Genomic DNA, 20,332 nt, shown 5'->3' with positions numbered 1-20,332 from the left:
CCTTTTCGCACATTTTTCTATCGCGAAAGTTCCCGTTAGGCTCCGGTTAAGCTAATTCATGCATGAGAGCGATGGCCTTGTCCGTCAGCCCGGCCTTCCCGGCCGTTTTCGTGCTGCAGCGATACCGGATTGCCCCGGCTGACGGACAAGCGATCTCCCCGGACCCGCCCCAAGCGCAGGCGATCAGGATTCCAGGACCCAGCCCGAATAGCCCGGCAGATCGCCCTGTCCTGCGCCGCCGACCTGCATCAATGGCGCCGCCCGACCGAGCCGCTTTGGCCAAGGCGCAGGCTCAGCCCCCAGATTGAACAGGCAAAGCCGGCGCTGCTCGCCAAAGCGCCGCTCGAACAGCAGCACCTGCTCATCGACCTGCAGAAAGCGGATGGCGCCCCAGCGCAAAGCGGGCTGCCCCTTGCGGAAGGCGAACAGCGCGCGGGTGAGGTGGAGCAACGATCCCTCCTCTGCCTCCTGCTTGTCGACAGCCAAGGCCGGATGGTCGGCCCCCACCGGCAGCCATGGCTTCACACTTGAAAAGCCGGCATGAGGCGCGTCCCCCTTCCACGGCATCGGCGTGCGGGCGCCGTCGCGGCTGAGGGTCAGCGGCCAGTTGGCGATGGCCTCGGGATCCTGCAAATCCTCGAACGCCACATCCACCTGCGTCAGCCCGAGTTCCTCGCCCTGATAGAGGAAGATGTTGCCGCGCAAGCAGGTGAGCAGCAGCATCTTCATCGCCGCGAACCGCGCTCGCGTCTCGGGCTCAGCGCCGTCAGACAGCCAGCGGGTGACGGCGCGGGGCGCATCATGGTTCTCGAATGCCCAGCTCGGCCAGCCCATGCCGGCACGGTCCGGCCACTGGCCGATCGCATCCGCCACCACGCGCGGGGTCAGCGCGTCGGCATAGAGAAAATCGAAGCCGTAGCTGGTGTTCAGCCGGTTCTCGCCGCTGGTGTAGAGCTTCATCTCGCGCAGGGCCTCGTCCCCACCGATCTCGGCGACCGTGAACCGGTCATCATAGCTGTCCATCAGCGCGCGCACCCGCTCGATGAAGCGCGGAATATGGCGGTGCCCTTGATTGTAGCGCCGCTGCTGATAGTCGAACGGCCGCGTGCGCTGGCCGGCCTGGTTCGGATGCGGCGGATTGGGGCGCAGGCGCGGATCGTGCATCAGGAAGTTGAGCGCATCCAGCCGGAAGCCGTCCACCCCGCGCTCCAGCCAGAAGCGCGAAACATCGAGCAAGGCCTTCTGGACCTGCGGATGATGCCCGTTGAGCTGCGGCTGTTCGCGCAAGAAATTGTGGAAATAATATTGCCGCCGCCGGGCATCCCACGTCCAGGCCGGTCCGCCGAACACGCTCTGCCAGTTGGAAGGCGGCGAGCCGTCCGCCTTAGGGTCCGCCCAGACGTACCACCCGGCATGGTCGCCCTGCCGATCGGATCGGCTGGCCTGGAACCAGGGGTGCCGATCGGAGGTATGAGCAAAGACCTGATCGATGATCACCCGCAGTCCGAGCTCATGGGCGCGGCCCAGCAGGGCATCGAAGTCGGCGAGCGTGCCGAAGATCGGGTCGACATCGCAATAATCCGCGACGTCATACCCGAAGTCCCGCATCGGCGAGGTGAAGAAGGGCGAGAGCCAGATCGCGTCCACGCCCAGGCTGGCGACATGATCCAGATGCGCGGTGATCCCCGGTAGATCACCGACGCCGTCATCGTTGGAATCGGCAAAGCTACGCGGATAGATCTGGTAGATCGTCGCGCCCTGCCACCAGGGCAGCGTCTCGGGATCGCGCTGGCTGATGGGAAGGCTGGTGGCGGCAGGCTGGTGATTCTCGCTCATCCGCGCCAAACTGCATGGGAAGTCGTGCGCTGGCAATTGCGTCGGGGCTGCCGTCAGCCTGCAAGCCACCCGGAACGAGGGACGAATGCGAACAAGAGCCGGGATTTGCGCGAAAAAGCAGCGCTATGCGACCGAAGCGGACGCCCGCGCGGTGGCGCTCCGCGCAGCGATTACGCTCCGCCCCTATCGCTGCGCTCTCTGCCGCCAATATCACCTCACCAGCCGGACCAAGGGGATGCAGGTGCTGAAAGTGGTCGAATGAAGGCGGTCAATGCTCGCCGAGGGATAGCCTCAAATCCCTCATTTGCCTTTCGCCCTCATCCGTTTAGGCTCCGGACAAAATCAACGGGAGAGAGCGATGCGGTTTCAGGACAAGGTGGTGCTCGTCATTGGCGGCAACAGCGGCATCGGGCGTGCTGCTGCGCAAGGATTTGCTGCCGAGGGTGCATATGTGTTCCTCACCGGGCGGTCGCAGGCGACCATCGATGAGACCGTTGCGGCGATTCCCGGCGCACAGGGCTTCCAGGCGGATATCGCTCAGATCGACAGCAACGATGCCGTGCTGGATGCCATCCGCGCGGCGCATGGGCGGATCGACATATTGTTCGTGAATGCCGGAATCGGTGCCTTCGCTCCCGTGGAAGAGGTGACGCCGGCGCAGTGGGACGAGGTGCACAACGTCAATCTGCGCGGTTGCTTCTTTGCCGTTCAGAAGGCCCTACCGCTGATGGGGCAGACACCGGGCGGCGCTATCGTCATCACCGGCTCGATCGGGTCGGTCGCAGCAGTGCCTGGCAATACCATGTATGCGGCTGCGAAGGCAGGGCTGCGCGCGGTCGCGCGTACGCTCGCTGCTGAGCTGATCGGGCGGGGCATTCGCGTCAACATGGTCAGCCCCGGCCCCACCGAAACGCCGATCATCAACCGCTCCGGCCTGCCACCCGAGGCCGTGGCGGGCATGCGCGCGATGATGACCGACGCCATCCCGATGAAGCGTATGGGCACGCCAGAGGAGATTGCGCGCCCGGTGCTGTTCCTCGCCTCGGACGAAGCCAGCTTCATCACCGGCATCGACCTGTATGTGGACGGCGGCTGCGTCGAGCTTTAGCCTCGGGAGTCGGGCCTTCGAGCAGGATCAGGCCGAGAGATCGACGCTTGCGCTTTCCATCGGCCAGACCGAAGCGGCGGTTCCGTGCCTATCTTTGCGCCCTGCCCCGTGGAGCCGGGCCAGGAGGAAGCGCCCAAATCCCCAGCTGCCGAGGCCAGACGCCGCGTTGATGTGGCCGACCGCGCCGGCATCGGCAAAGCGGCTGCCCCAGAACTGGGCGAGACGCCTTGCCCGGTGGTACTGGATGTATGGATCGTCGCGGCTCGCCACCAAAATCGAGGGGAAAGGCAATGGAGCGCGCGAGGCCGGAGCGAACGGCTCCAGCCGCTCATCCAGCGGCGCCAGATCCAGCTCGGGCGGCGCAACGAGCAGCGCGCCGACAACCGGATAGCCAAAGTCCGGCCGCTCCATCGCAGCCCAGGCAGCGACGGCGTGGCACCCCAGACTGTGCGCCGCCAGAATGACCGGACGGCCCGCGCTGCGGATCGCCAGATTGAGCTTACTCACCCAGTGGGTGCGGTTGGGCCGCGCCCAATTGCCGAGGTCGACACGGACGCAATAGTCGCTCTCACGCTCCCAAATGCTCTGCCAATGGGCGGGGCCGCTGCTGTCCAATCCCGGCACGGTGAGGACCAGCGGGGTCGACGATGTGGGTGTGACATGATCCATGATCAAAACTCCTGTTCTCAGGGCAGATCAGTCGGCTCGGTCTACGTCCCGATCATCTTGCGGTATAATGTCTAACGTTTAAGTTGACAATATGATTGCGGTGGAGCGTGCGCTGATGCAGCCACGTGGTTCCCCACGTATGACGCCGTTACCGATTACACCGGCAGCCCTACATAATTCTCGGCGATGCTGGTCTGCGCGGCGACGCTGCCGGCGATATAATCCAGCTCAGCGACCTGCATGGCGCGCTCGAAGGGGCCGTCTTCGGGGAAGCGGTGCATGAGGCGCGTCAGCGACCAGCTGAACCGCTCGGCCTTCCAGACGCGGGCCAGAGCCTTGTCCGAATAGCCAGCGACGGCATCGGCATCGTTGCGCTTGAAGAAGGCGCTGAGCGCTGAGGCGGCATAATGCACGTCGCTGGCGGCAAGGTTAAGGCCCTTGGCGCCGGTGGGCGGCACAATATGGGCGCTGTCGCCGCAGAGCAGCAGGCTGCCATGGCGCATCGGCGCGAAGACGAAGGAGCGCAGTGGCGCGATGGACTTCTCCAACGCCGGGCCCCGGGTGATGTGCGCGGCGGCATCCGGCCCGAGGCGGATCGCCAGCTCGTCCCACACGCGCTCATCCGGCCAGTCCTCGATCTTCTCGGTCAGCGGCACGTCGACATAATAGCGGCTGCGCGTCTCGCTGCGCATGGAGGCCAGCGCGAAACCGCGCTCGTGATTGGCGTAGATCAGCTCGTGATTGCAGGGCGGCACATCGGCGAGGATGCCGAGCCAGCCGAAGGGATATTCCCGCTCATAGGACTGGCCGGCGCTGGCCGGGATCGCCTGACGGCTGGGGCCATGATAGCCATCGCAACCGACGATGATGCGCGCATCCACGCGGTGTTCGCGACCGTCCTTGCTATAGGTAACATAAGGCGTGTCGCTCTCGATCTCGTGCAGGGCGACATCGGCAGCGCCATAGATGACCTCCAGCCCGCGCTCGTCACAGGCATCCATGAGATCCTTGGTCAGCTCGGTCTGGCCGTAGACGACGACATGGCCGCCGGTGAGCTTGGCGATATCGATGCGGATCAGCCGCTCGCCATGGGCCAGGTTGAAGCCATCGTGCACCAGACCCTCGGCCTTCAGCCGCGCATCAAGGCCAAGGCGTTCCATCAGCTCGACGATGACGCGCTCCAGCACGCCGGCGCGGATGCGGCCGAGCACATAGTCCGGCGTCTGGCGCTCCAGCACCACGCAGTCGATGCCCTCAGCCCGCAGCAGATGCCCCAGCAGCAGACCCGCCGGCCCGGCGCCAACGATGCACACCTGTGTCATTCCATCCTCCTCGCAGACTCTTGGCCTCATATCCGCATGGCCGCGCGCATTTGGGAAGGGACAGTTGCGACAAGCTCTGGTATTTTCCGGACATGACTGCCCTCCCCCATCCCCAACGCCATTCCCGCGAAGCGATCATCCCAGCTTACGATCTCTATGGCGAGGACAAGGCGGCACGGCGCGAGGACTTTTTCCACGCCGAGACGATTGCCGTGCGCAGCCGGCGCTATGACTGGGAAATTGCGCCCCATACCCATGCTTCGCTCACGCAGATGCTGTGTGTGGCACGGGGCGAGGTGCGGCTGCATCTTGCGGGGGAGGATCGGCGGGAGGCCGGTCCTTTGCTGGTCTGCGCGCCGAGCGGAATTGTGCATGGCTTCGGCTTCTCGCCCGATGTCGAGGGATTTGTCGTGACGGCCTCACAGGATTTTGTGGACAGTCTCACCCGGCAGGATGCGCTGGGGCAACATCTCCGGACGTCGGCGATCCTGCGACCGGACGCAGCGCTGACCGCGCGTCTGGAAGCTTTGGGCACCGCTCTGGTCGAGGCCGAGCAGGACCGGTTCGCACCCAACGGCCAGCGGCTGCATCATGCGCTTGCCGAAGCCTGGCTACGCACGACCCTTGCCGCAGGCGCACCGCCGGATGCCGCGCGGTCTACCCGCGCCGAGCGTTTTCGCGTAATGGTCGAAGCGACTTATCGCGAGCATCGACCGATCGAGCATTATGCGCAGCGGCTGCATTGCACGGTCCGCACGCTCTCGCGCCAGACGCAGGCCAGCTTCGGCATGACGCCGCTGCAGATGATCAACCGCCGGCTGCTGTTCGAGGCGCGGCGGTTGCTGCGCTTCACCAATGCCGGCTGCTACGAGGTGGCGGCGGAGCTTGGTTTCGACGACCCATCTTATTTCTCGCGCTTCTACAAGCGGATGACCGGACGGGCACCAGGCCTGGAGAAACGGCGTGAGAACGTGTGAGACGCACCGCGTCAGGCGGCCGCCCGCTCCGCCCCGCTCTCCTGCCGCGCCAGCTTCTCGACCAGACGATTAAACAGGGTCACGCCGCGATCGTGCACGGTGGGCATCACTTGCACCTCTTCCGTGTCATCGATCACGCGCTGCTGGGCCTCGATCATCACCTTGTCCTCGGCGAAGGCCTGATCGGCCATGCGCATCAAAACGTCGCGCAGCGCCTCATCCCCGTGGCTGCGATGCGGCCCCCAGGAGAAGAAATAGCGCGCGCTCTTGTCGCGCATCGGCGTCACCGCCTGGCTGGTGAAGGTGACGCCGCTCACCGCCTGAGAGAGATCCGGCTGGCCATAGTCGCAAGCCTTGGCGGTGCCGAGCGGGAAGACACCGCCGGTCATCAGCAGGACCCCGGGAATGAGGAAATCATAGCTCATGAAACTGTCCATCGGCTCGGGACTGCGGCGCGAGGCCGATCCGATGGCGTTCTCCGTCCAGCGCTCATAGCGGATTCCCCGCTCCAGCGGCGTGATGCGCGCCGGCGTCTCGGCAAATTGCGGCCCGGAGCCGAAGCTCTCTGCATGGACGAAGGTCAAATGGCTGAAATCGAGCAGATTGTCGTTGATGAGGCGCGCTTCCGCAGCATAATCGAGATGGCCGTGGCCGAGGATGTAATCGGGATGGTCCAGCCCCACTGCGGGCGGAATCAGGCGCTCATCGGCGGCGTCGACATCGCCCATCCAGACCCACAGCCAGCTATGCCGCTCGACCACGGCATAGCGGCGCACGCGGGCCTGCGGCGGGATCTGCGCCTGACCGGGGATCTCGACGACCTGCCCGTCCGCAGCGAACAGCACGCCATGATACATGCAGCGCAGCCGCTCCCCCTCGCAGCGCCCCAGCGAAAGAGGCGCGAGGCGGTGGACGCAGCGGTCTTCCAATGCGTGGAGCGCGCCGGACGCCGTGCGCCAGAGGACGATCCGCTCGCCGAGGATCGAGATGGCGAAGGGCTTCTCCGCCTCCAGTTCATGCGACCATCCCGCGACATACCAGGCATTGCGAACATAGGCCATGACAGGCGCCTCTCCAGTTTCAAACACTGCACGCAAATTGACTTAACAGTGTTAAGGAGTCAATGATCCTCTATGGCTTCCCCCATCTCCGTCCCGCTGGATATCGAGCGCTTGCTGCAGGCGGCATTTGCCCAGCTGGAGGCTGACGGGCTGGATGCGCTGAGCATGCGCAAGCTGGCCGCGCGCCTCAATGTGCAAGCCCCGGCGATTTATTGGCATGTCAAGGACAAGGCCGAGTTGCTGGGTCTGATGGCCCGCCGCATTCATGGCCGGGCTTATGCGGACGTTACCCACGCCGAGGATTGGCGCGACTGGCTGCGGCAGTTCGGGCGGGCTCTGCGGCGCAGCTTCCTTGCCCATCGCGATGGCGCGCTGCTCTGTGCAGTGTCTCGCCCGCCGGCGGAGGCCGATCCAGCGGTCCACGCGCACCGCATCGCCGCGCCGCTATTGGCGCTGGGCCTGCCACAGCAGCATGTCCTTGCCCGGCAGGCCGCAGTCATTTCCTTCGTGCTGGGATGGTCGGCCTTCGAGGCGAACGGGCCGATGCACAGTTTCCTCGATCGCATATTGGACTTTGAAGGGAGCTTTGAGCCGGGGCTGGATGCGCTGGTGGCGGGCTTTCCGGAGGTAGCCAGCCAAGCTTAGCCGGCAAGCCAGCGCGACAAGCGGCGCTGCGGATCGCTCATGAGGCTATGCGGATCGCCCTGCTCAACGATCCGGCCGTCCAGCACCAGTGCGACCTCGTCGGCGGCGTCGGCGGCATCGCGCACATCATGGGACACGAGAATGATGGGAATGTCCGAGCGGGCGCGCAATTCGACCAGCAGGCGATGGAGCGCCCGGCGGGTCGGGTGATCGACAGCCGAGAAAGGCTCATCGAGCAGCAGCACCTGCGGATCGCGCGCGAGCGCCCGGGCCAGCGCGACACGCTGTTGCTGTCCGCCGGAGAGTTCACGGGGGCGCCGGTCCTCAAGCCCTTCGAGATGGACCTGCGCCAGCAGCGCATCCGCCCGCCCCTGCCGCTGCGTCGCGGGGATATCCAGCAACGCTTCCATCACATTCTGCCGCGCGCTCATGTGCGGGAACAGAGCGTAGGATTGGAACACGAAGCCGACATGCCGGTCCCGCGCGCGCACCTGCACGCCGGTGTGCGTATCCAGCCAGCATTGGCCGTTGACGCTGATCCGCCCGGTAGCAGGCGTCAGCAACCCCGCAATCGCGCGCAGGATAGAGGTTTTCCCCGCGCCCGAAGGACCGACGAGCGCCAAGGTCCGTCCACGCGCCAGAGTGAGTGCCACGTCCAGCGCGATTGGCGCATGATGGCGCAGATGCAGGGTCACGCCCTCGCTGCTCGCCTCAGCCATGTCGGCGCCCCCTCTGCCCCAGCAGGAAGACAAGGCTGACCGCCACCAGCGAGACGGCCATCAGCAGCAGCGCCATCTCATTGGCTGACGCCATGTCGAACGCCTGCACGCGATCATAGAGTGAGAGCGCTAGCGTGCGAGTCTTGCCGGGGATCGATCCGCCGACCATCAGCACCACGCCGAACTCCCCCAGCGTATGAGCGAAGGTCAGCACGGCGCCGGTGAGGATGCCCGGCCAGGCGAGCGGCAGTTCGATCCGCCACAGGCTGCGCCAGAGCGAATGGCCGCAGGTCGCCGCGGCATCGCGCAGATCGCCGGCGATGCTCTCGAAGGCCCGCTGCACCGGCTGAACCGCAAAGGGGAGATTGACCAACACCGAGGCGACAAGGATCGCCTCGAAGCTGAAGGCCAGCCCGCTACCGAATAGCGCACTCCATACCCGCCCGATCCAGCTTTGCGGCCCCATGGCGGAGAGCAGGTAAAAGCCAATCACCGTGGGTGGCAGGACCAGCGGGAGCGTCACCAGCGCCTCGATCACCGCTCGCCCGCGAAAGCGCGCCAGCGCCAGCCAGCGCCCGAGCACCAGCGCCAGCGGCAGCAGGATCGCGACGGTGAACGCGCCGAGCAGGAGCGAGAGATTGAGCGCTTGCCAGTCCATCGCCGGTCAAAGTGCTCCGGCCGGCAGGGTGAAGCCGTATTTGGCGAAGATCGCCTTGGCAGCAGGCTCGGCCAGATAGGCATAGAAGCGCTCGGCCACCGGCCCCGCTGCCTTCATCAGCACCATGCGCTGGCGCAGCGGTGTGTGCCAGTTGGCGGGGATCAGCACATAGGCCGCCCTGCCCTTCACAGCAGGATCGAGCACCAGCGAATGCGCGACGATGCCGCCCTGCGCCCCGCCCTCCGTGGCGAACTGCAGCGCCTGCGACACATTTTCCCCCAGCACGAGCTTATCCTGAAGCGGCTTCCACAGGCCGGCATGATCCAGCGCCTCCTGCGCGCGGCGACCATAAGGCGCATGTTCGGGATTGGCGATGGCAAAGCGGCTGATGTCCCCGCGCGCCAGCGCCTCACGCAGACCCGCAAGCTGGGAATCGAGCCTGAGCGGCGATCCCTTGGGCGCGATCAGCGCCAGGCGCCCGATGGCGTAGAGCCGGCCTTCATCGCGGGTTTTGCCGGCCTTGGCGAGTTGCGTCACGTAGCTTTCATCGGCGGAAAGAAAGAGCTGAAACGGCGCGCCCTGCTGCAATTGCCGCGTGAGATTTCCCGAGGCGCCGAAGTTGAGCACCACCTTCTCACCGGTCTCTTTCTCGAACGCGGCCGCCGCATCGGTGAGGGCCAGACGGAGGTCGGCGGCGGCAGCGATCTGCGGCGCTGGCTCCGGCTTGCCGCATGCGACGAGCGCCAGCAGGCCGAGCAGCACGGCGCAACGGCGCAGCAGATGAGTCATGAGAGGTCCGCCCTTCGATCGATGTATAACATTGCGCACATCGACGTCTGCGGGGCGCTGTGTCAAGTGTCCTGAATGCGCAAGAGGCGCGCGGAGGAGGTCGGCAAGGCGTGAGTGAGGACGGCGGAACGACGCTGAAGATCAAGGTGCAGGTCATCGCCGATGGCGTGATCGCCATCGGGCCGGGCAAGGCGCAGTTGCTCGCGGAGATCGCGCGAACAGGGTCAATCGCGGCGGCAGGCCGGGCGGTGGGCACGAGCTATCGCCGCACCCGCGACATGGTCGATATTCTCAACACGGGATGGGGCGCCGCGTTGATTGAAACCGCCAAGGGTGGCGCCAGCGGCGGCGGATCGCGCCTCACCAATCACGGTCGGGCGGTCCTGGAAGCCTATCGGCAGCTCGAAACGGCGGTGCAGGCGGCCGGAATGGCCCATGCGCAAGACCTCATCGATCTGATGAACGGCCCCGCGAGGAGATGAACCGGGCGCAGCAAGATGCCGCGCCCGATCCTTTGTCTGGTCTTCAGAAGCTGGCGGCCAGCACGGCGCGCGCGGCGTGGGACTGGCCCTGGTCGGCAATGCTGCCGGTGTAGGTGACGCCCAGGCTCAGGTTGCGCGTGGCCGACCAGCGGATGCCCGCATCGACCAGCGCCGCATTGCGTGCGAGCGGCACGCCCTCGATGCGGAAGTCCGCTCCCCCCGCCACGAAGGCGAGATCGGACGTAACCGACCGGCCGGTCAGAGCATGTTGCCAGCCCAGCTTCGCACCGATGCTCACCGGCGATCCGACATTGAGCGGAACGCTGGCCTTGAGGCCGAGCGTGGCCCAGGCGCGGCGACGCTCCTTCTCTTCACCGGTCAGCGCGAGCGAACCACCTGCCTCGGTGAACGCATCGTTCTTCAGCCAGATTGCATTCACGCCAACGAACGGCTCGACCGTGCCGATGCCGAGCGGAACCGCCGTGCCGGCTTCACCGAAAGCCTGGATCGCGCGGCCGCCATAATTGGCGGTCAGCGTCTGGGCGATATCGCCAACCACAGCAGTACGACGCGTCTTGAAGTCGTAGTCGCTATAGCTTGCGCCGGCCCGCAGGGCAAGGCGGCCGACGTCGCCGCCGGCATAGATCGCGCCGCTGACGGTTTCGGTATCCGCTTGGGACTGGCGCGCCCCGATCGAGGTATCGCCATTCGCATAGCCGCCGGCCACGCCGATGCGCAGGGCGCCCATCTGCGTCTCCAGCCCGACCTGGAAGCCATAGGCATCGCTCGAAACGTCCGCCACGTTGCGGTTGCCATCGAGCTGGTTCCAGGAGCGGTGAACATCCGTCCACAGGGTCAGGCCTTCTCCGGCAGGCGCCGCCATGCGGGAGAGCAGCGCGCGCCGCATCTCGTCCGCCTGCTGCGCGACCACGGTCAGCGTGGAGGCATGGACCTCGCCCGAGAGGCTGTCGAACGCCGCCTGGGCACCCTGAGCGGACTCGCCGACCAGCTCCAGATAGACCGGAGTCGCGGCCGAGAAGCTGGTGCCGAGCGCCCCAGCGGTGGCCCGCTGGTTGGCCGTCACGGCGACATCGGCGAACTGCACGTCGTTGCGGGTCAGCGTCAGCGTCACGGCATTGGCGCCATAGGTCAGGTTCGGGAGCAGGAAGGCGAGGTTGCTGGTCACATCCTCGAACTCGCCGACAACGCCACCAGCCGCCGTGAGGATCTGGTAGCTGGTCTGCGGGCGGTAATCGCCATTGGCAGCCAGCACCTGCACGGTGCCGCCTTGCAGCGTCGCGACGCCCGAGGCCACAACACGGTCGCTCGCGCCTGAGGCATCAACCTCGACCTCGAACACCGAGCCCTGCTCGAACAGGACAGTGGTAGCCGCTTGAAGCTGACCGATCGAGTTGCCAGGCGCTGCCGTGGCGTTGGTGCGCACGATGAGGCCGCCCACTGTGCCGTTGCCGCCGATCGACCCGCCGCTCTCGACGATCACGCCGGAGTTGGCGATGGAGCCATTCACGGCCAGCCGGCCCTCCTCCACGATGGTCGCGCCGGAGTAGCTGCTGGTCCCAGTGAGGTTCAACTTGCCCTCGCCCGTTTTGACGAAGCTGCCAGTGCCAGACACCGCGCCACCGAAGCTGCCATCGACAGACTGGTCCATCACCAACGTGCCGGCGTTAAGCACATTGCCGGTGCCGATCGTCGTGCTGCTGGCCTGCAGCGTGCCGGCTGCGATCGTGGTGCCGCCAGTGTAGCTGTTCGCACCGGTCAAAGTCAGGGTACCGCTGCCAGTCTTGACGAGATTGCCGTTGCCAGCCACCGCACCCCCGAAGCTACCATCGACGGTCTGGTCCATCACCAACGTGCCGCCGTTGAGCACATTGCCCGTGCCAAGGGTCGTGCTGCTGGCCTGCAGCGTGCCGGCAGCGATCGTGGTGCCGCCGGTGTAGCTGTTCGCGCCGGTCAGCACGAGCGTGCCGCTTCCGGTCTTCACGAAGCTGCCGCTGCCGGTGATTTCGCCGCCCATCGAGACGTCGTTGGCGCCCGTATCAAGCGCATTGAGGCCAGCCATAAGGGTGACGGGCACATTGACCGTGCCGTCCGCCCCGAAGCGCAGGCGACCCTGCATCAGCACCACGCCACCCGTGCCCAGCGCATCCGCGCTGGCGATCTCGACAGTGGAGCTGTCGGTGATCACCGTGCCGCCCTCAAATGTGTTGGTGCCGGTCAAGGCGAGCGAGCCTTGCCCGGAAACGATCAACCCGCCGACACCGGTGATGGTGCCCGCAAACGTGCCGCTATTGCCGGCCGTATCGATGAACGCCCCATTGTCGGTGATCGAAACGTCCGCCGTCACCAGATTGGCCGGATCGCTACCACCGGTCAGATCCAGCGTGCCGCCATCGAAGCTGATCGTGCTGCCGGTCGCCGCGCTGTCACCCAAGTTGAAGCTCGGCTGACTGTCATCGATGACAGGGGTGCCGCCGACTGGCGGCAAGTTGGGATCAATCTGGAAATCACCGGCGACGAAGCCAATCATCCGGTCTACCAGCGAGCGCAGAGCCGGCGTATCCGTCCAGGCAGCCGCCTGGAACGTGTTCACATCAAGATAGCTTAGCAAACGACCGGCAGGCGCATTAGCCAGCGACCCGGCGCCAAAGGCTAGACCAGTGCCAAATCCGGTCCCATTCGGGCCCGTGGTTGTGAAGAACGTTCCGGTGCCTGGACTCGTGAATGCGCCCGCCCAGGGCACAAAGAACTCCGTGGCTGCATCAGCTACGATCAACCCACTGCCGTTGAACAGATCGGTTACATACTGGTTTGTCACATCAGTGGCGTCGACCGTGACATTGCCGCCACCGGCAGCACTGATGAAGCTTGAAATGGAATTGTTCCGCAGGACCTGACCTGGGTTTTCACCCAGAAGAAAAAGCCCGCCCGCGTTACTCAGATAGGTCAAATAATCGGTCTGCTCACCTCCCGAGAGCGCGGCATCGTAACGCACGTCCCATACCTGCGCGATCGGGCTGCTGCCGTTGATGTTGGCGGCGTCCTGCTGGATCGTGACCGAGTAGCCGGCCGCCTCCAGACGCTCTTTGAGGCCATTTGATGCACTGACATTCGGGCCCGTGCTGTTCGTAACAATAATGACGTCACCCGCGGCCGCCATCGCGCTGGTCGACGCGGAGGCGAGCAGAAGCGCTGCTGCCCCGAAGGCAACATGTTTGAAATTGTTTAGCAAATCCCCGATTCCCTTGCTGGTATGGTGATCCCGCAAGTGGAGGCAGGAGGTTAACAGATATTAAAAATTCATTCGTTTCATCGCATAAGATGCGATGATCCGTGAGAGGTGTTCAGCGCTACTCAATCGATCCGATAAACCGAAAGCCGAACCGTCGGGCCGACCTTGCCGCCTGTCGCGACAAACAGGGCGCGGTTTACCCAGTCGTACCCCCCATGGCCCGTCTCCAGCCGAATAAAAGATCGCATGTAATAGTCGGACGGCGGCACCTGTTCGCCGGACGCGATGCGGGCCGCGACCTCGGGCGAGGCATGGCGGATGCCGACGCCCACGATCTCGATGACCGCGCCGTCGTGCGTTTCCATGGCATAGCGGGCATCGAGTTGCGCCACGCCGCCGGGTTGCACGGTTTGCCAGTCCGCGCCGACGTTCAGCAGCGTGCCATTGAGCAACGGCCCTGTCACCGTGCCGCCGACCACCGGGATGATCCGCCGTGTGCCAGCCGGTGTGATGCCCATCTCATGCGGAGGATCGAGCCGGATCTCGAAATCGCAGACGTGCGAGAGGCCCGGCGCGGGCAGCGTCATGCTGCGACCTCTGCGACCAGCGCGCCCGGCTCAATGGTGGGCGGCGCGGCGTTGAGCGTATCGCGCGCGAAGCCAGCCGCCTGCTGATAGGCGAGCATGAAGGCAGAGCGCTCGGCGGCGGGCAGCACATCCTCAATGTCCTCGAACGCACCGCCGCAGCGCTCCTCGACCAGGTCCAGCAGCCCGAAGGGGCCGGAGCCGCGATTGCGCATGGCGACCTGCCCGATGGGACCGCAGAGCTTCTCGTCAAAGGCGCGCAGCGCGGCCGGCGTTACGCCATGCACCAGCAATTCACGGCCGATCACCCGCGCATCGACGATGGCCTGCGACGCGCCGTTTGAGCCGGTCGGATACATGGGATGCGCGGCATCCCCCATCAGCGCGACCGGACCATCGACCCAGGTCGGCAGCGGATCGCGGTCGATCATCGGGTTCTCATAGGCGACATCCGACTTGGCCAGCAGCTCCGGCAGATTCAGCCAGTCATAGACAAACCCGTCGAACTCATGCGCGAATTCGGCGAGTTCGACCGGGCGGAACCAACCGGATTTGCGCCAGTCATGATCGGTATCGTAGGTCTTCTCGGCGATCCAGTTGATATCGGCCAGCCCCTCCTCGTCGGGATGCGAGATCGGGTAGATCACCACGCGGTGCCGGCTGGTGCCTAGGCCCACGAAGGACGATCCGGTGCGGATCGGCACGCCGCGCGCGGTGCCGCGCCACATGATCGTGCCGCCCCAGTGGATCGGCGGTTGATCCGGGTGCATCTGGGCGCGGACGCTGGAATGGATGCCATCGGCTCCGAACAGCAGGGTGCCATCGACCTCGACCTTGCCGCCGCCGGCGAGATCGACCAGCGCGGTGACGCCACCCTCCGCCCGCTTGCGATAGCCGGTCACCTTATGGCCGAGCTTCAGCGCCTCCGGGCCGAGCCGCTCGACCACCTTGCGGCAGAGCATCAGGTGGAAGGCACCCCGGTGGACAGCATATTGATGCCAGTCATAGCCGGCGACCTTGCCGCGCGGCTCGGAATAAATCTCGCGGCCATTCAGCCCGACCAGCGCCCATTCCCGCGCGGGAATCCCGACCTGGTCCAGATCCGCCTCGCTTATGCCGAGATCTTCCAGTTCGCGAATGGCATTGGGCTGGATGTTGATGCCCACACCGAGCGGCTTCAATTCGCGCACGCTCTCGAACACCGTGCAAGGCACACCGATCTGATGAAGCGTGAGCGCCAGGACGAGGCCGCCAATGCCGCCACCGGCGATCAAGACATGGTCGTGCGTCATCGAAAATATTGCCCTTTCCGTGCGGGCCTAACCCAGCCGACCCGCGCCGGCGCCTCATCTGCCCGAGGGGAGCGCTGTACCGTCGTGGGGGCGCAGTGGCAATGTGGTGGGATCAATCGTATGCCGGCTGCTGCGGGGTAGCGGCGGCCAAAAGTAGGACGCGATGGTCGGGCGGCTGAGCCCTGGGCTCCTGCCTTCTCACGAGCACTGGCTTTGACTTGTCGCGCACCCCTGCCGTGTTCCTGCGGAGGCAGGAACCCAGGGCGCAAGGGCACTGCGGCTGGGCCCTAGGCTCCTGCCTGCGCAGGAGCACTGAAGGAAGCAGGACCGGCGCGACGTTCCGCAGCACCAAGCGCGCATTTCATGTCGAGCGAAGTCGAGGCACTCAGGACCTGTGCTTGCCGTGTCTCGACTTCGCTCGACACGAACGGGAATGAAAGAATGGACGAACAGCGCGCCCTAAATGAAAGAAGCCCGCGCCCTCCCCTTCGGAAGGCGCGGGCTCTTTGGCGCTATGATCGCGCTCCGATCAGATCGGGAAGTGGCCCGGCTGGGTTTCCACCGTTACCCAGCGCAGCTCGGTGAAGCTGTCGATGCCGGCCTTGCCGCCGAAGCGGCCGTAGCCCGAACCCTTGACGCCGCCGAAGGGCATCTGCGCTTCGTCATGCACGGTCGGACCGTTGACGTGGCAGATTCCGGACTGAATGCGCCGCGCGATGCCGAGGCCCTTGGCGATATCCTTGGTGAACACCGACGCCGAGAGGCCATACTCGGTGTCGTTGGCCAGTTCGACCGCATGCTCGGTGTCGCGGGCGCGAATGATGCCGACGACCGGCCCGAAGCTCTCATCGCGGAACAGCTTCATGTCCTGCGTCACCTTGTCGATGACATGGGCGGGCATCAGCACATTGTGCGTCGTCTCGCCACCGGTGAGCTGCGTCGCACCCTTAGCCAGCGCGTCCTCGATCAGGCTCTGGCAGTGCGCCACAGTCTTGGCGTCCACCACCGCGCCGAGCGGGGTGTTGCCCTGACGCGGATCGCCCACGGGCATGGAGGCGACCTTCTCCTTGAACTTGGCGGCGAAGGCATCAGCGACAGCATCGACCACGATGATCCGCTCGGTCGACATGCAGATCTGGCCCTGATTCATGAATGCGCCGAAGGCCGCGGCCTTCACCGCTTCATCGAGATCGGCATCCTCCAGAATGACCAGCGGCGCCTTGCCGCCCAGTTCGAGCAGAACGGGCTTCAAGTGCTCGGCAGCGCGCTTGGCGATGATCTTGCCGACGGCGGTGGAGCCGGTGAAGTTGATGCGGCGGACCTGCGGTGCGTCGATCAGAGCGCCCACGACATCGGCCGCGTCTTCCGGTGCGTTGGTGACGACGTTCACCACGCCCTCGGGGAAGCCGGCCTCGGCAAACGCCTCGATGATGAGCGCGTGGGTACGCGGGCAGGATTCGGACGCCTTAAGGATGACGCTGTTCCCGCAGGCGAGCGGCACGGCGATGGCGCGCACGCCGAGAATGATCGGCGCGTTCCACGGCGCGATGCCGAGGATGACGCCCACCGGCTCGCGCAGCGCCATGGAGAGGCAGCCGGGCTTGTCCGAGGGAATGACCTCGCCATTGATCTGCGTCGTGAGCGCGGCCGCTTCACGGATCATGCTGGCAGCAAGGCCGAGGTTGAACATCGCCCAGCCCGCCGTGGCGCCAATCTCGCCCATCATCGCTTCGACGAACGCGTCCTTCTTGGATTCCAGCGCGGTGGCGGCTTTCATCAGCACAGCGCGGCGCGCATTCGGCCCCATGACCGACCAGCTCTGGAACCCTTCCGCAGCCTTGGCGGCGATCGGCGCGATATCGGCGGCCTTCATCGCAGTAGCCGAGGATGCGACCTCGCCCGTCATCGGATTGTTGCGGCTAAACTCCATGGCGTTCCTCCAGTTCTCTCTCTCAAGACCAGTGTCGCGCGCTCGCATGATGCCGGATGGCAATGATCAGACCAAATGCGTGCGGCGGCGCGGCTCTCCTCTGCCTTGCAGAACCGTCGGATGCAATTGTCTTGCGCGCCCCACGCTCGACTTGCGCCAAGAAATGAAGGAACAGGGGTCGATGCTCGCGCGTTGTGGCGCATAACTGGGAACAGACGGCGGGTTCGAGACGTGCAGGCATCCGAAGACCTCAGGGCAGCATCGTTGGAGAGCTATCGGCAGTTGGTCGAAAGCACCACCGATTATGCCATGTGCATGCTGGATCGCACGGGCCACATCACGAACTGGAACGCAGGCGCGCAAAAGCTCAAGGGCTTCCGGCCGGAAGACATTATCGGCGTGCATTTTTCGCGCTTCTACACAGCCGAAGACGTGGAAAAGGGCATGCCCGAGCGCGCGCTGGAGATCGCCGCGACGCAGGGCAAGCACGAATCCGAGGGCTGGCGACTGCGCAAGGATGGCTCGCGCTTCTGGGCGCATGTCGTCATCGATCCGGTTCGGGACGCACACGGCGCGCTGATCGGCTATGCCGGGATCACTCGCGACCTCACCGAGCGCAAACTCGCAGAGCAGGCGCTGCGTAAAAGCGAAGAACAGTTCGCCCTGCTCGTCCAGTCGGTCACCGATTACGCCATCTACATGCTGGACCCAGAGGGCATGGTTTCCAGCTGGAATGCCGGTGCGGAGCGGATCAAGGGCTATCGCAAGGACGAAGTGCTCGGGCAGCATTTCTCGCAATTCTATCAAGAAGAAGATCGCACAGCCGGCGAGCCGCAACGTGCCCTGGAGACCGCGCGGTCGGAAGGTCGTTTCACGGCGGAAGGCTGGCGCGTCCGCAAGGGCGGCGAACGCTTCCGCGCGAGCGTCGTTATCGAGGCGCTGCGCGATGAGACAGGGGCGCTGGTGGGCTTCGCCAAGATCACCCGCGACGTCACGGAGCGGGAGGCAGCCCAGCGCGCGCTGGACGAAGCGCGCGAGGCGCTGGGCCAGGCTCAGAAGATGGAAGCGCTTGGCCAGCTCACCGGCGGCGTGGCGCATGATTTCAACAATCTGCTGATGGCGATCAACAGCAGCCTCATCCTGCTGCGCAGACGGATTCCGGAACAGGCCGAGACGCAACGCCTGCTCGACAATGCCATGCAGGCAGTCGATCGAGGCGCGACGCTGACCCAGCGCATGCTCGCCTTCGCGCGGCGGCAGGAGCTGTCTATCGGCCGCGTGCATATTCCCGAATTGTTGCGCGGCATGACCGAACTGGTCCAGCGCACCATCGGGCCGGAATGGCCCGTGAGCATGATCATCCCGCTAGGCCTGCAGGCTGTGAAGGCGGATGCCAATCAGCTGGAAATGGCCATCCTCAACCTGGCCGTGAATGCGCGCGATGCGATGCCCGATGGCGGGGCGATCATCATCAAGGCGAACCGCCAGACCGTGCGGAGCAACGAGATCGCCGATCTGGAAGCGGGGCATTATGTGGTTCTGACTGTGGTGGACAGCGGCATCGGCATGGATGCCGAGACGCTCAGGCGCGCGACCGAACCCTTTTTCACGACGAAGGGCGTCGGCAAGGGTACGGGCCTTGGCCTGCCCATGATCCATGGCTTTGCACGCCAGATCGGCGGTGCGTTCACGCTCACCAGCGCGCCGGGCAAGGGAACATCCGCGCAATTGTGGCTACCGCAGGCCGCCGAGCAGTCGCAAACCCCCGCACCCGCTGTGCAGGAGCCTCCGCTGCCGCCGCAGACCAAGTGCCGAGTGCTGGCCGTGGATGACGATGCACTGGTATTGATGAACACGGTCGCGCTGCTGGAGGATCTGGGGCACGAGGTCGTCAGCGCAGTCAACGGCGCTCATGCCCTTTCAAAATTCAAGGATGGCGGCTTCGACTTGGTCATCACCGATCAGGCCATGCCCGGCATGACCGGGACGGACCTCGCCGCGGCCATCACCGCCGTGCAGAGCGACATGCCGATCATCATCGCAAGCGGATATGGCGAGGGGCTGGTCTTGCCAGAAGGGCAGATCCATCGCCTGAGCAAACCATTTGGCGAGCACCAGCTCGCCAAGGCCATTTACCAGGCCTGTTGCAGGGAGGATCGCCCCACCCCTGCGGTTTAAACGGACTTGCGCCCCATTTGCCGGGTCCGCCCGCTCAGGCGGATCGCGCGGCGCAGCAAGGATGCAAAGGTGCGCAAGACCGGTAGGCGGTCGTAAAAGCGAACATCGTGGATGTCCGTGCGCGAGAGGCGCTGGTGCCCAAGGTCAGGGTTGGCGACATAGGTGCGCAGTTCCGGATGGCGGTTGCGCAGGACAGACAGCGCCCCATCATAATGCATCGGCTCGCCATCCGGATGCCGCCCGCCTGCGGGGCGCTCCAGCATCGCTGCCAAATAGTGAGCGGCAAAACCGATCGTGTCTCCACGCACCGCGTAGAAATGGCATCCGGCGAGCCCTTTGCCGGGTGGGATCAGCTCAAGCGGGCGCTCGGTCGCTTCATATTGCCCCGGCAGAAGGCTGCCGAAAAAGATGTCCCATTCCACCTCGCCCAGCTTGGCCAGAGCGGCCGGCAGAACCGTCTCGATCCGGTCATGGAAATCGAAGTCATCCTCCAGCACCAGAACGGATCGATGCCTCGCCTCCGCCACCTCGCGCAGCACGCTCATATGGCTATCGAAGCACCCTCGCGTCCCCGGGGTCGGAAACCCTGCGGCATCCGAAAAGCGCTTCGCCGTGAAGAACGCGATTTTCGGATGATCGAGGTCCAGCCCCAGACGCCTGAACTGCGCGGCCATCTCGCGGCGCCGATCGGCCCGGTGAGGAAGATTGATGATCCGGATGACATCGAACGCATCGAGCAGAGCATGACCGGCGGGGGTTGGGCTTACCATCGGCTGCGGTCCTTCTCGACTGGATAATGGATGATCAGCCGCGACTCGCTCCGGCCCTCAAC

The 20,332-nt window shown here is 65.1% G+C and carries 18 protein-coding genes; 6 read left to right on the top strand and 12 right to left on the bottom strand.

Features of this window, described 5'->3' with window-relative positions; all coding sequences use genetic code 11:
- Nucleotides 1-183 precede the first annotated feature (183 nt).
- Nucleotides 184-1,836 carry an alpha-glucosidase gene (locus tag M2341_RS07005; protein ID WP_264584743.1) on the bottom strand — a complete coding sequence of 551 codons (1,653 nt, stop codon included), beginning with the start codon at nucleotides 1,834-1,836 and terminating at the stop codon, nucleotides 184-186.
- A gap of 85 nt (nucleotides 1,837-1,921) precedes the next feature.
- On the opposite strand from M2341_RS07005, the gene M2341_RS07000 reads away from it, so the two are divergent.
- Nucleotides 1,922-2,098: a hypothetical protein gene (locus M2341_RS07000; protein ID WP_264584742.1), complete on the top strand. Its 177-nt coding sequence runs from the start codon at nucleotides 1,922-1,924 to the stop codon at nucleotides 2,096-2,098.
- Nucleotides 2,099-2,194: 96 nt separating this feature from the next.
- Entirely contained in the window at nucleotides 2,195-2,944 is a 750-nt protein-coding gene (locus tag M2341_RS06995; RefSeq protein WP_264584741.1) for an SDR family NAD(P)-dependent oxidoreductase, read from the top strand.
- A gap of 27 nt (nucleotides 2,945-2,971) precedes the next feature.
- Here M2341_RS06995 and M2341_RS06990 read toward each other — a convergent pair whose 3' ends face one another.
- Both M2341_RS06990 and pobA read right to left on the bottom strand, forming a co-directional pair.
- Nucleotides 2,972-3,613, bottom strand: coding sequence for an RBBP9/YdeN family alpha/beta hydrolase (locus M2341_RS06990; RefSeq protein ID WP_264584740.1), 642 nt, complete (start codon nucleotides 3,611-3,613; stop codon nucleotides 2,972-2,974).
- Between the two features lie 155 nt (nucleotides 3,614-3,768).
- Complete coding sequence (gene pobA / locus M2341_RS06985; protein WP_264584739.1) at nucleotides 3,769-4,935, bottom strand: 4-hydroxybenzoate 3-monooxygenase; 1,167 nt, start codon at nucleotides 4,933-4,935, stop codon at nucleotides 3,769-3,771.
- Nucleotides 4,936-5,027: 92 nt separating this feature from the next.
- On the opposite strand from pobA, the gene M2341_RS06980 reads away from it, so the two are divergent.
- Nucleotides 5,028-5,912, top strand: coding sequence for a helix-turn-helix domain-containing protein (locus M2341_RS06980; RefSeq protein WP_264584738.1), 885 nt, complete (start codon nucleotides 5,028-5,030; stop codon nucleotides 5,910-5,912).
- An 11-nt stretch (nucleotides 5,913-5,923) separates the two neighbouring features.
- Here the strand turns inward: M2341_RS06980 and M2341_RS06975 are convergent, their stop codons facing one another.
- Nucleotides 5,924-6,973, bottom strand: a complete 1,050-nt coding sequence (locus tag M2341_RS06975) for an aromatic ring-hydroxylating dioxygenase subunit alpha (protein ID WP_264584737.1) — start codon at nucleotides 6,971-6,973, stop codon at nucleotides 5,924-5,926.
- Between the two features lie 72 nt (nucleotides 6,974-7,045).
- On the opposite strand from M2341_RS06975, the gene M2341_RS06970 reads away from it, so the two are divergent.
- Nucleotides 7,046-7,618: a TetR family transcriptional regulator gene (locus M2341_RS06970; RefSeq protein ID WP_264584736.1), complete on the top strand. Its 573-nt coding sequence runs from the start codon at nucleotides 7,046-7,048 to the stop codon at nucleotides 7,616-7,618.
- On the opposite strand, the gene M2341_RS06965 is transcribed toward M2341_RS06970, so the two are convergent.
- Genes M2341_RS06965 through modA form a run of 3 tightly spaced genes read right to left on the bottom strand, consistent with a single transcriptional unit; the run spans nucleotide 7,615 to nucleotide 9,784 of the window.
- Nucleotides 7,615-8,337, bottom strand: a complete 723-nt coding sequence (locus M2341_RS06965; RefSeq protein ID WP_264584735.1) for an ABC transporter ATP-binding protein — start codon at nucleotides 8,335-8,337, stop codon at nucleotides 7,615-7,617. The genes M2341_RS06970 and M2341_RS06965 overlap by 4 nt on opposite strands.
- The gene (gene modB / locus M2341_RS06960) at nucleotides 8,330-8,995 is read right to left on the bottom strand and encodes a molybdate ABC transporter permease subunit (protein WP_264584734.1); all 666 of its coding nucleotides are present in this window, start codon (nucleotides 8,993-8,995) and stop codon (nucleotides 8,330-8,332) included. The genes M2341_RS06965 and modB overlap by 8 nt, the downstream gene beginning before the upstream one ends.
- Before the next feature lie 6 nt (nucleotides 8,996-9,001).
- Nucleotides 9,002-9,784 (bottom strand): molybdate ABC transporter substrate-binding protein, encoded by a 783-nt coding sequence (modA, locus tag M2341_RS06955; protein ID WP_264584733.1) that lies wholly within the window; start codon nucleotides 9,782-9,784, stop codon nucleotides 9,002-9,004.
- Between the two features lie 110 nt (nucleotides 9,785-9,894).
- Here modA and M2341_RS06950 point away from each other — a divergent pair, with 110 nt between their 5' ends.
- Nucleotides 9,895-10,266 carry a winged helix-turn-helix domain-containing protein gene (locus M2341_RS06950; protein ID WP_264584732.1) on the top strand — a complete coding sequence of 124 codons (372 nt, stop codon included), beginning with the start codon at nucleotides 9,895-9,897 and terminating at the stop codon, nucleotides 10,264-10,266.
- A 43-nt stretch (nucleotides 10,267-10,309) separates the two neighbouring features.
- Here M2341_RS06950 and M2341_RS06945 read toward each other — a convergent pair whose 3' ends face one another.
- The 4 genes from M2341_RS06945 to M2341_RS06930 all read right to left on the bottom strand — a co-directional run bounded on the left by M2341_RS06945 (nucleotide 10,310) and on the right by M2341_RS06930 (nucleotide 17,322).
- Nucleotides 10,310-13,516, bottom strand: coding sequence for an autotransporter domain-containing protein (locus M2341_RS06945; RefSeq protein WP_264584731.1), 3,207 nt, complete (start codon nucleotides 13,514-13,516; stop codon nucleotides 10,310-10,312).
- Between the two features lie 122 nt (nucleotides 13,517-13,638).
- On the bottom strand, nucleotides 13,639-14,103 hold the full coding sequence (locus tag M2341_RS06940) for a DUF3237 domain-containing protein (RefSeq protein ID WP_264584730.1): 465 nt from the start codon (nucleotides 14,101-14,103) through the stop codon (nucleotides 13,639-13,641).
- Nucleotides 14,100-15,392 (bottom strand): flavin-dependent oxidoreductase, encoded by a 1,293-nt coding sequence (locus tag M2341_RS06935; protein ID WP_264584729.1) that lies wholly within the window; start codon nucleotides 15,390-15,392, stop codon nucleotides 14,100-14,102. The genes M2341_RS06940 and M2341_RS06935 overlap by 4 nt, the downstream gene beginning before the upstream one ends.
- 529 nt (nucleotides 15,393-15,921) lie before the next feature.
- Entirely contained in the window at nucleotides 15,922-17,322 is a 1,401-nt protein-coding gene (locus M2341_RS06930; protein ID WP_264584728.1) for an aldehyde dehydrogenase, read from the bottom strand.
- Nucleotides 17,323-17,586: 264 nt separating this feature from the next.
- On the opposite strand from M2341_RS06930, the gene M2341_RS06925 reads away from it, so the two are divergent.
- Nucleotides 17,587-19,500, top strand: a complete 1,914-nt coding sequence (locus tag M2341_RS06925) for a PAS domain-containing sensor histidine kinase (protein ID WP_264584727.1) — start codon at nucleotides 17,587-17,589, stop codon at nucleotides 19,498-19,500.
- On the opposite strand, the gene M2341_RS06920 is transcribed toward M2341_RS06925, so the two are convergent.
- The gene (locus tag M2341_RS06920) at nucleotides 19,497-20,270 is read right to left on the bottom strand and encodes a glycosyltransferase family 25 protein (RefSeq protein ID WP_264584726.1); all 774 of its coding nucleotides are present in this window, start codon (nucleotides 20,268-20,270) and stop codon (nucleotides 19,497-19,499) included. The two genes, M2341_RS06925 and M2341_RS06920, sit on opposite strands and share 4 nt — an antisense overlap.
- Between the last annotated feature and the right edge of the window lie 62 nt (nucleotides 20,271-20,332).

It is taken from the genome of Sphingobium sp. B7D2B, assembly GCF_025961895.1.
Classification (GTDB): Bacteria; Pseudomonadota; Alphaproteobacteria; order Sphingomonadales; family Sphingomonadaceae; genus Sphingobium.
Note: the sequence above shows the minus strand (reverse complement) of the source record. Positions and strands in the feature narration are given on the sequence as shown.

Bases quoted from the DNA above. Each gene is read 5' to 3' on its own strand.
- M2341_RS07005 (WP_264584743.1), bottom strand. From the start codon at position 1,836: ATGAGCGAGAATCACCAGCCTGCCGCCACCAGCCTTCCCATCAGCCAG.
- M2341_RS07000 (WP_264584742.1), top strand. From the start codon at position 1,922: ATGCGAACAAGAGCCGGGATTTGCGCGAAAAAGCAGCGCTATGCGACC.
- M2341_RS06995 (WP_264584741.1), top strand. From the start codon at position 2,195: ATGCGGTTTCAGGACAAGGTGGTGCTCGTCATTGGCGGCAACAGCGGC.
- M2341_RS06990 (WP_264584740.1), bottom strand. From the start codon at position 3,613: ATGGATCATGTCACACCCACATCGTCGACCCCGCTGGTCCTCACCGTG.
- pobA (WP_264584739.1), bottom strand. From the start codon at position 4,935: ATGACACAGGTGTGCATCGTTGGCGCCGGGCCGGCGGGTCTGCTGCTG.
- M2341_RS06980 (WP_264584738.1), top strand. From the start codon at position 5,028: ATGACTGCCCTCCCCCATCCCCAACGCCATTCCCGCGAAGCGATCATC.
- M2341_RS06975 (WP_264584737.1), bottom strand. From the start codon at position 6,973: ATGGCCTATGTTCGCAATGCCTGGTATGTCGCGGGATGGTCGCATGAA.
- M2341_RS06970 (WP_264584736.1), top strand. From the start codon at position 7,046: ATGGCTTCCCCCATCTCCGTCCCGCTGGATATCGAGCGCTTGCTGCAG.
- M2341_RS06965 (WP_264584735.1), bottom strand. From the start codon at position 8,337: ATGGCTGAGGCGAGCAGCGAGGGCGTGACCCTGCATCTGCGCCATCAT.
- modB (WP_264584734.1), bottom strand. From the start codon at position 8,995: ATGGACTGGCAAGCGCTCAATCTCTCGCTCCTGCTCGGCGCGTTCACC.
- modA (WP_264584733.1), bottom strand. From the start codon at position 9,784: ATGACTCATCTGCTGCGCCGTTGCGCCGTGCTGCTCGGCCTGCTGGCG.
- M2341_RS06940 (WP_264584730.1), bottom strand. From the start codon at position 14,103: ATGACGCTGCCCGCGCCGGGCCTCTCGCACGTCTGCGATTTCGAGATC.
- M2341_RS06935 (WP_264584729.1), bottom strand. From the start codon at position 15,392: ATGACGCACGACCATGTCTTGATCGCCGGTGGCGGCATTGGCGGCCTC.
- M2341_RS06930 (WP_264584728.1), bottom strand. From the start codon at position 17,322: ATGGAGTTTAGCCGCAACAATCCGATGACGGGCGAGGTCGCATCCTCG.
- M2341_RS06920 (WP_264584726.1), bottom strand. From the start codon at position 20,270: ATGGTAAGCCCAACCCCCGCCGGTCATGCTCTGCTCGATGCGTTCGAT.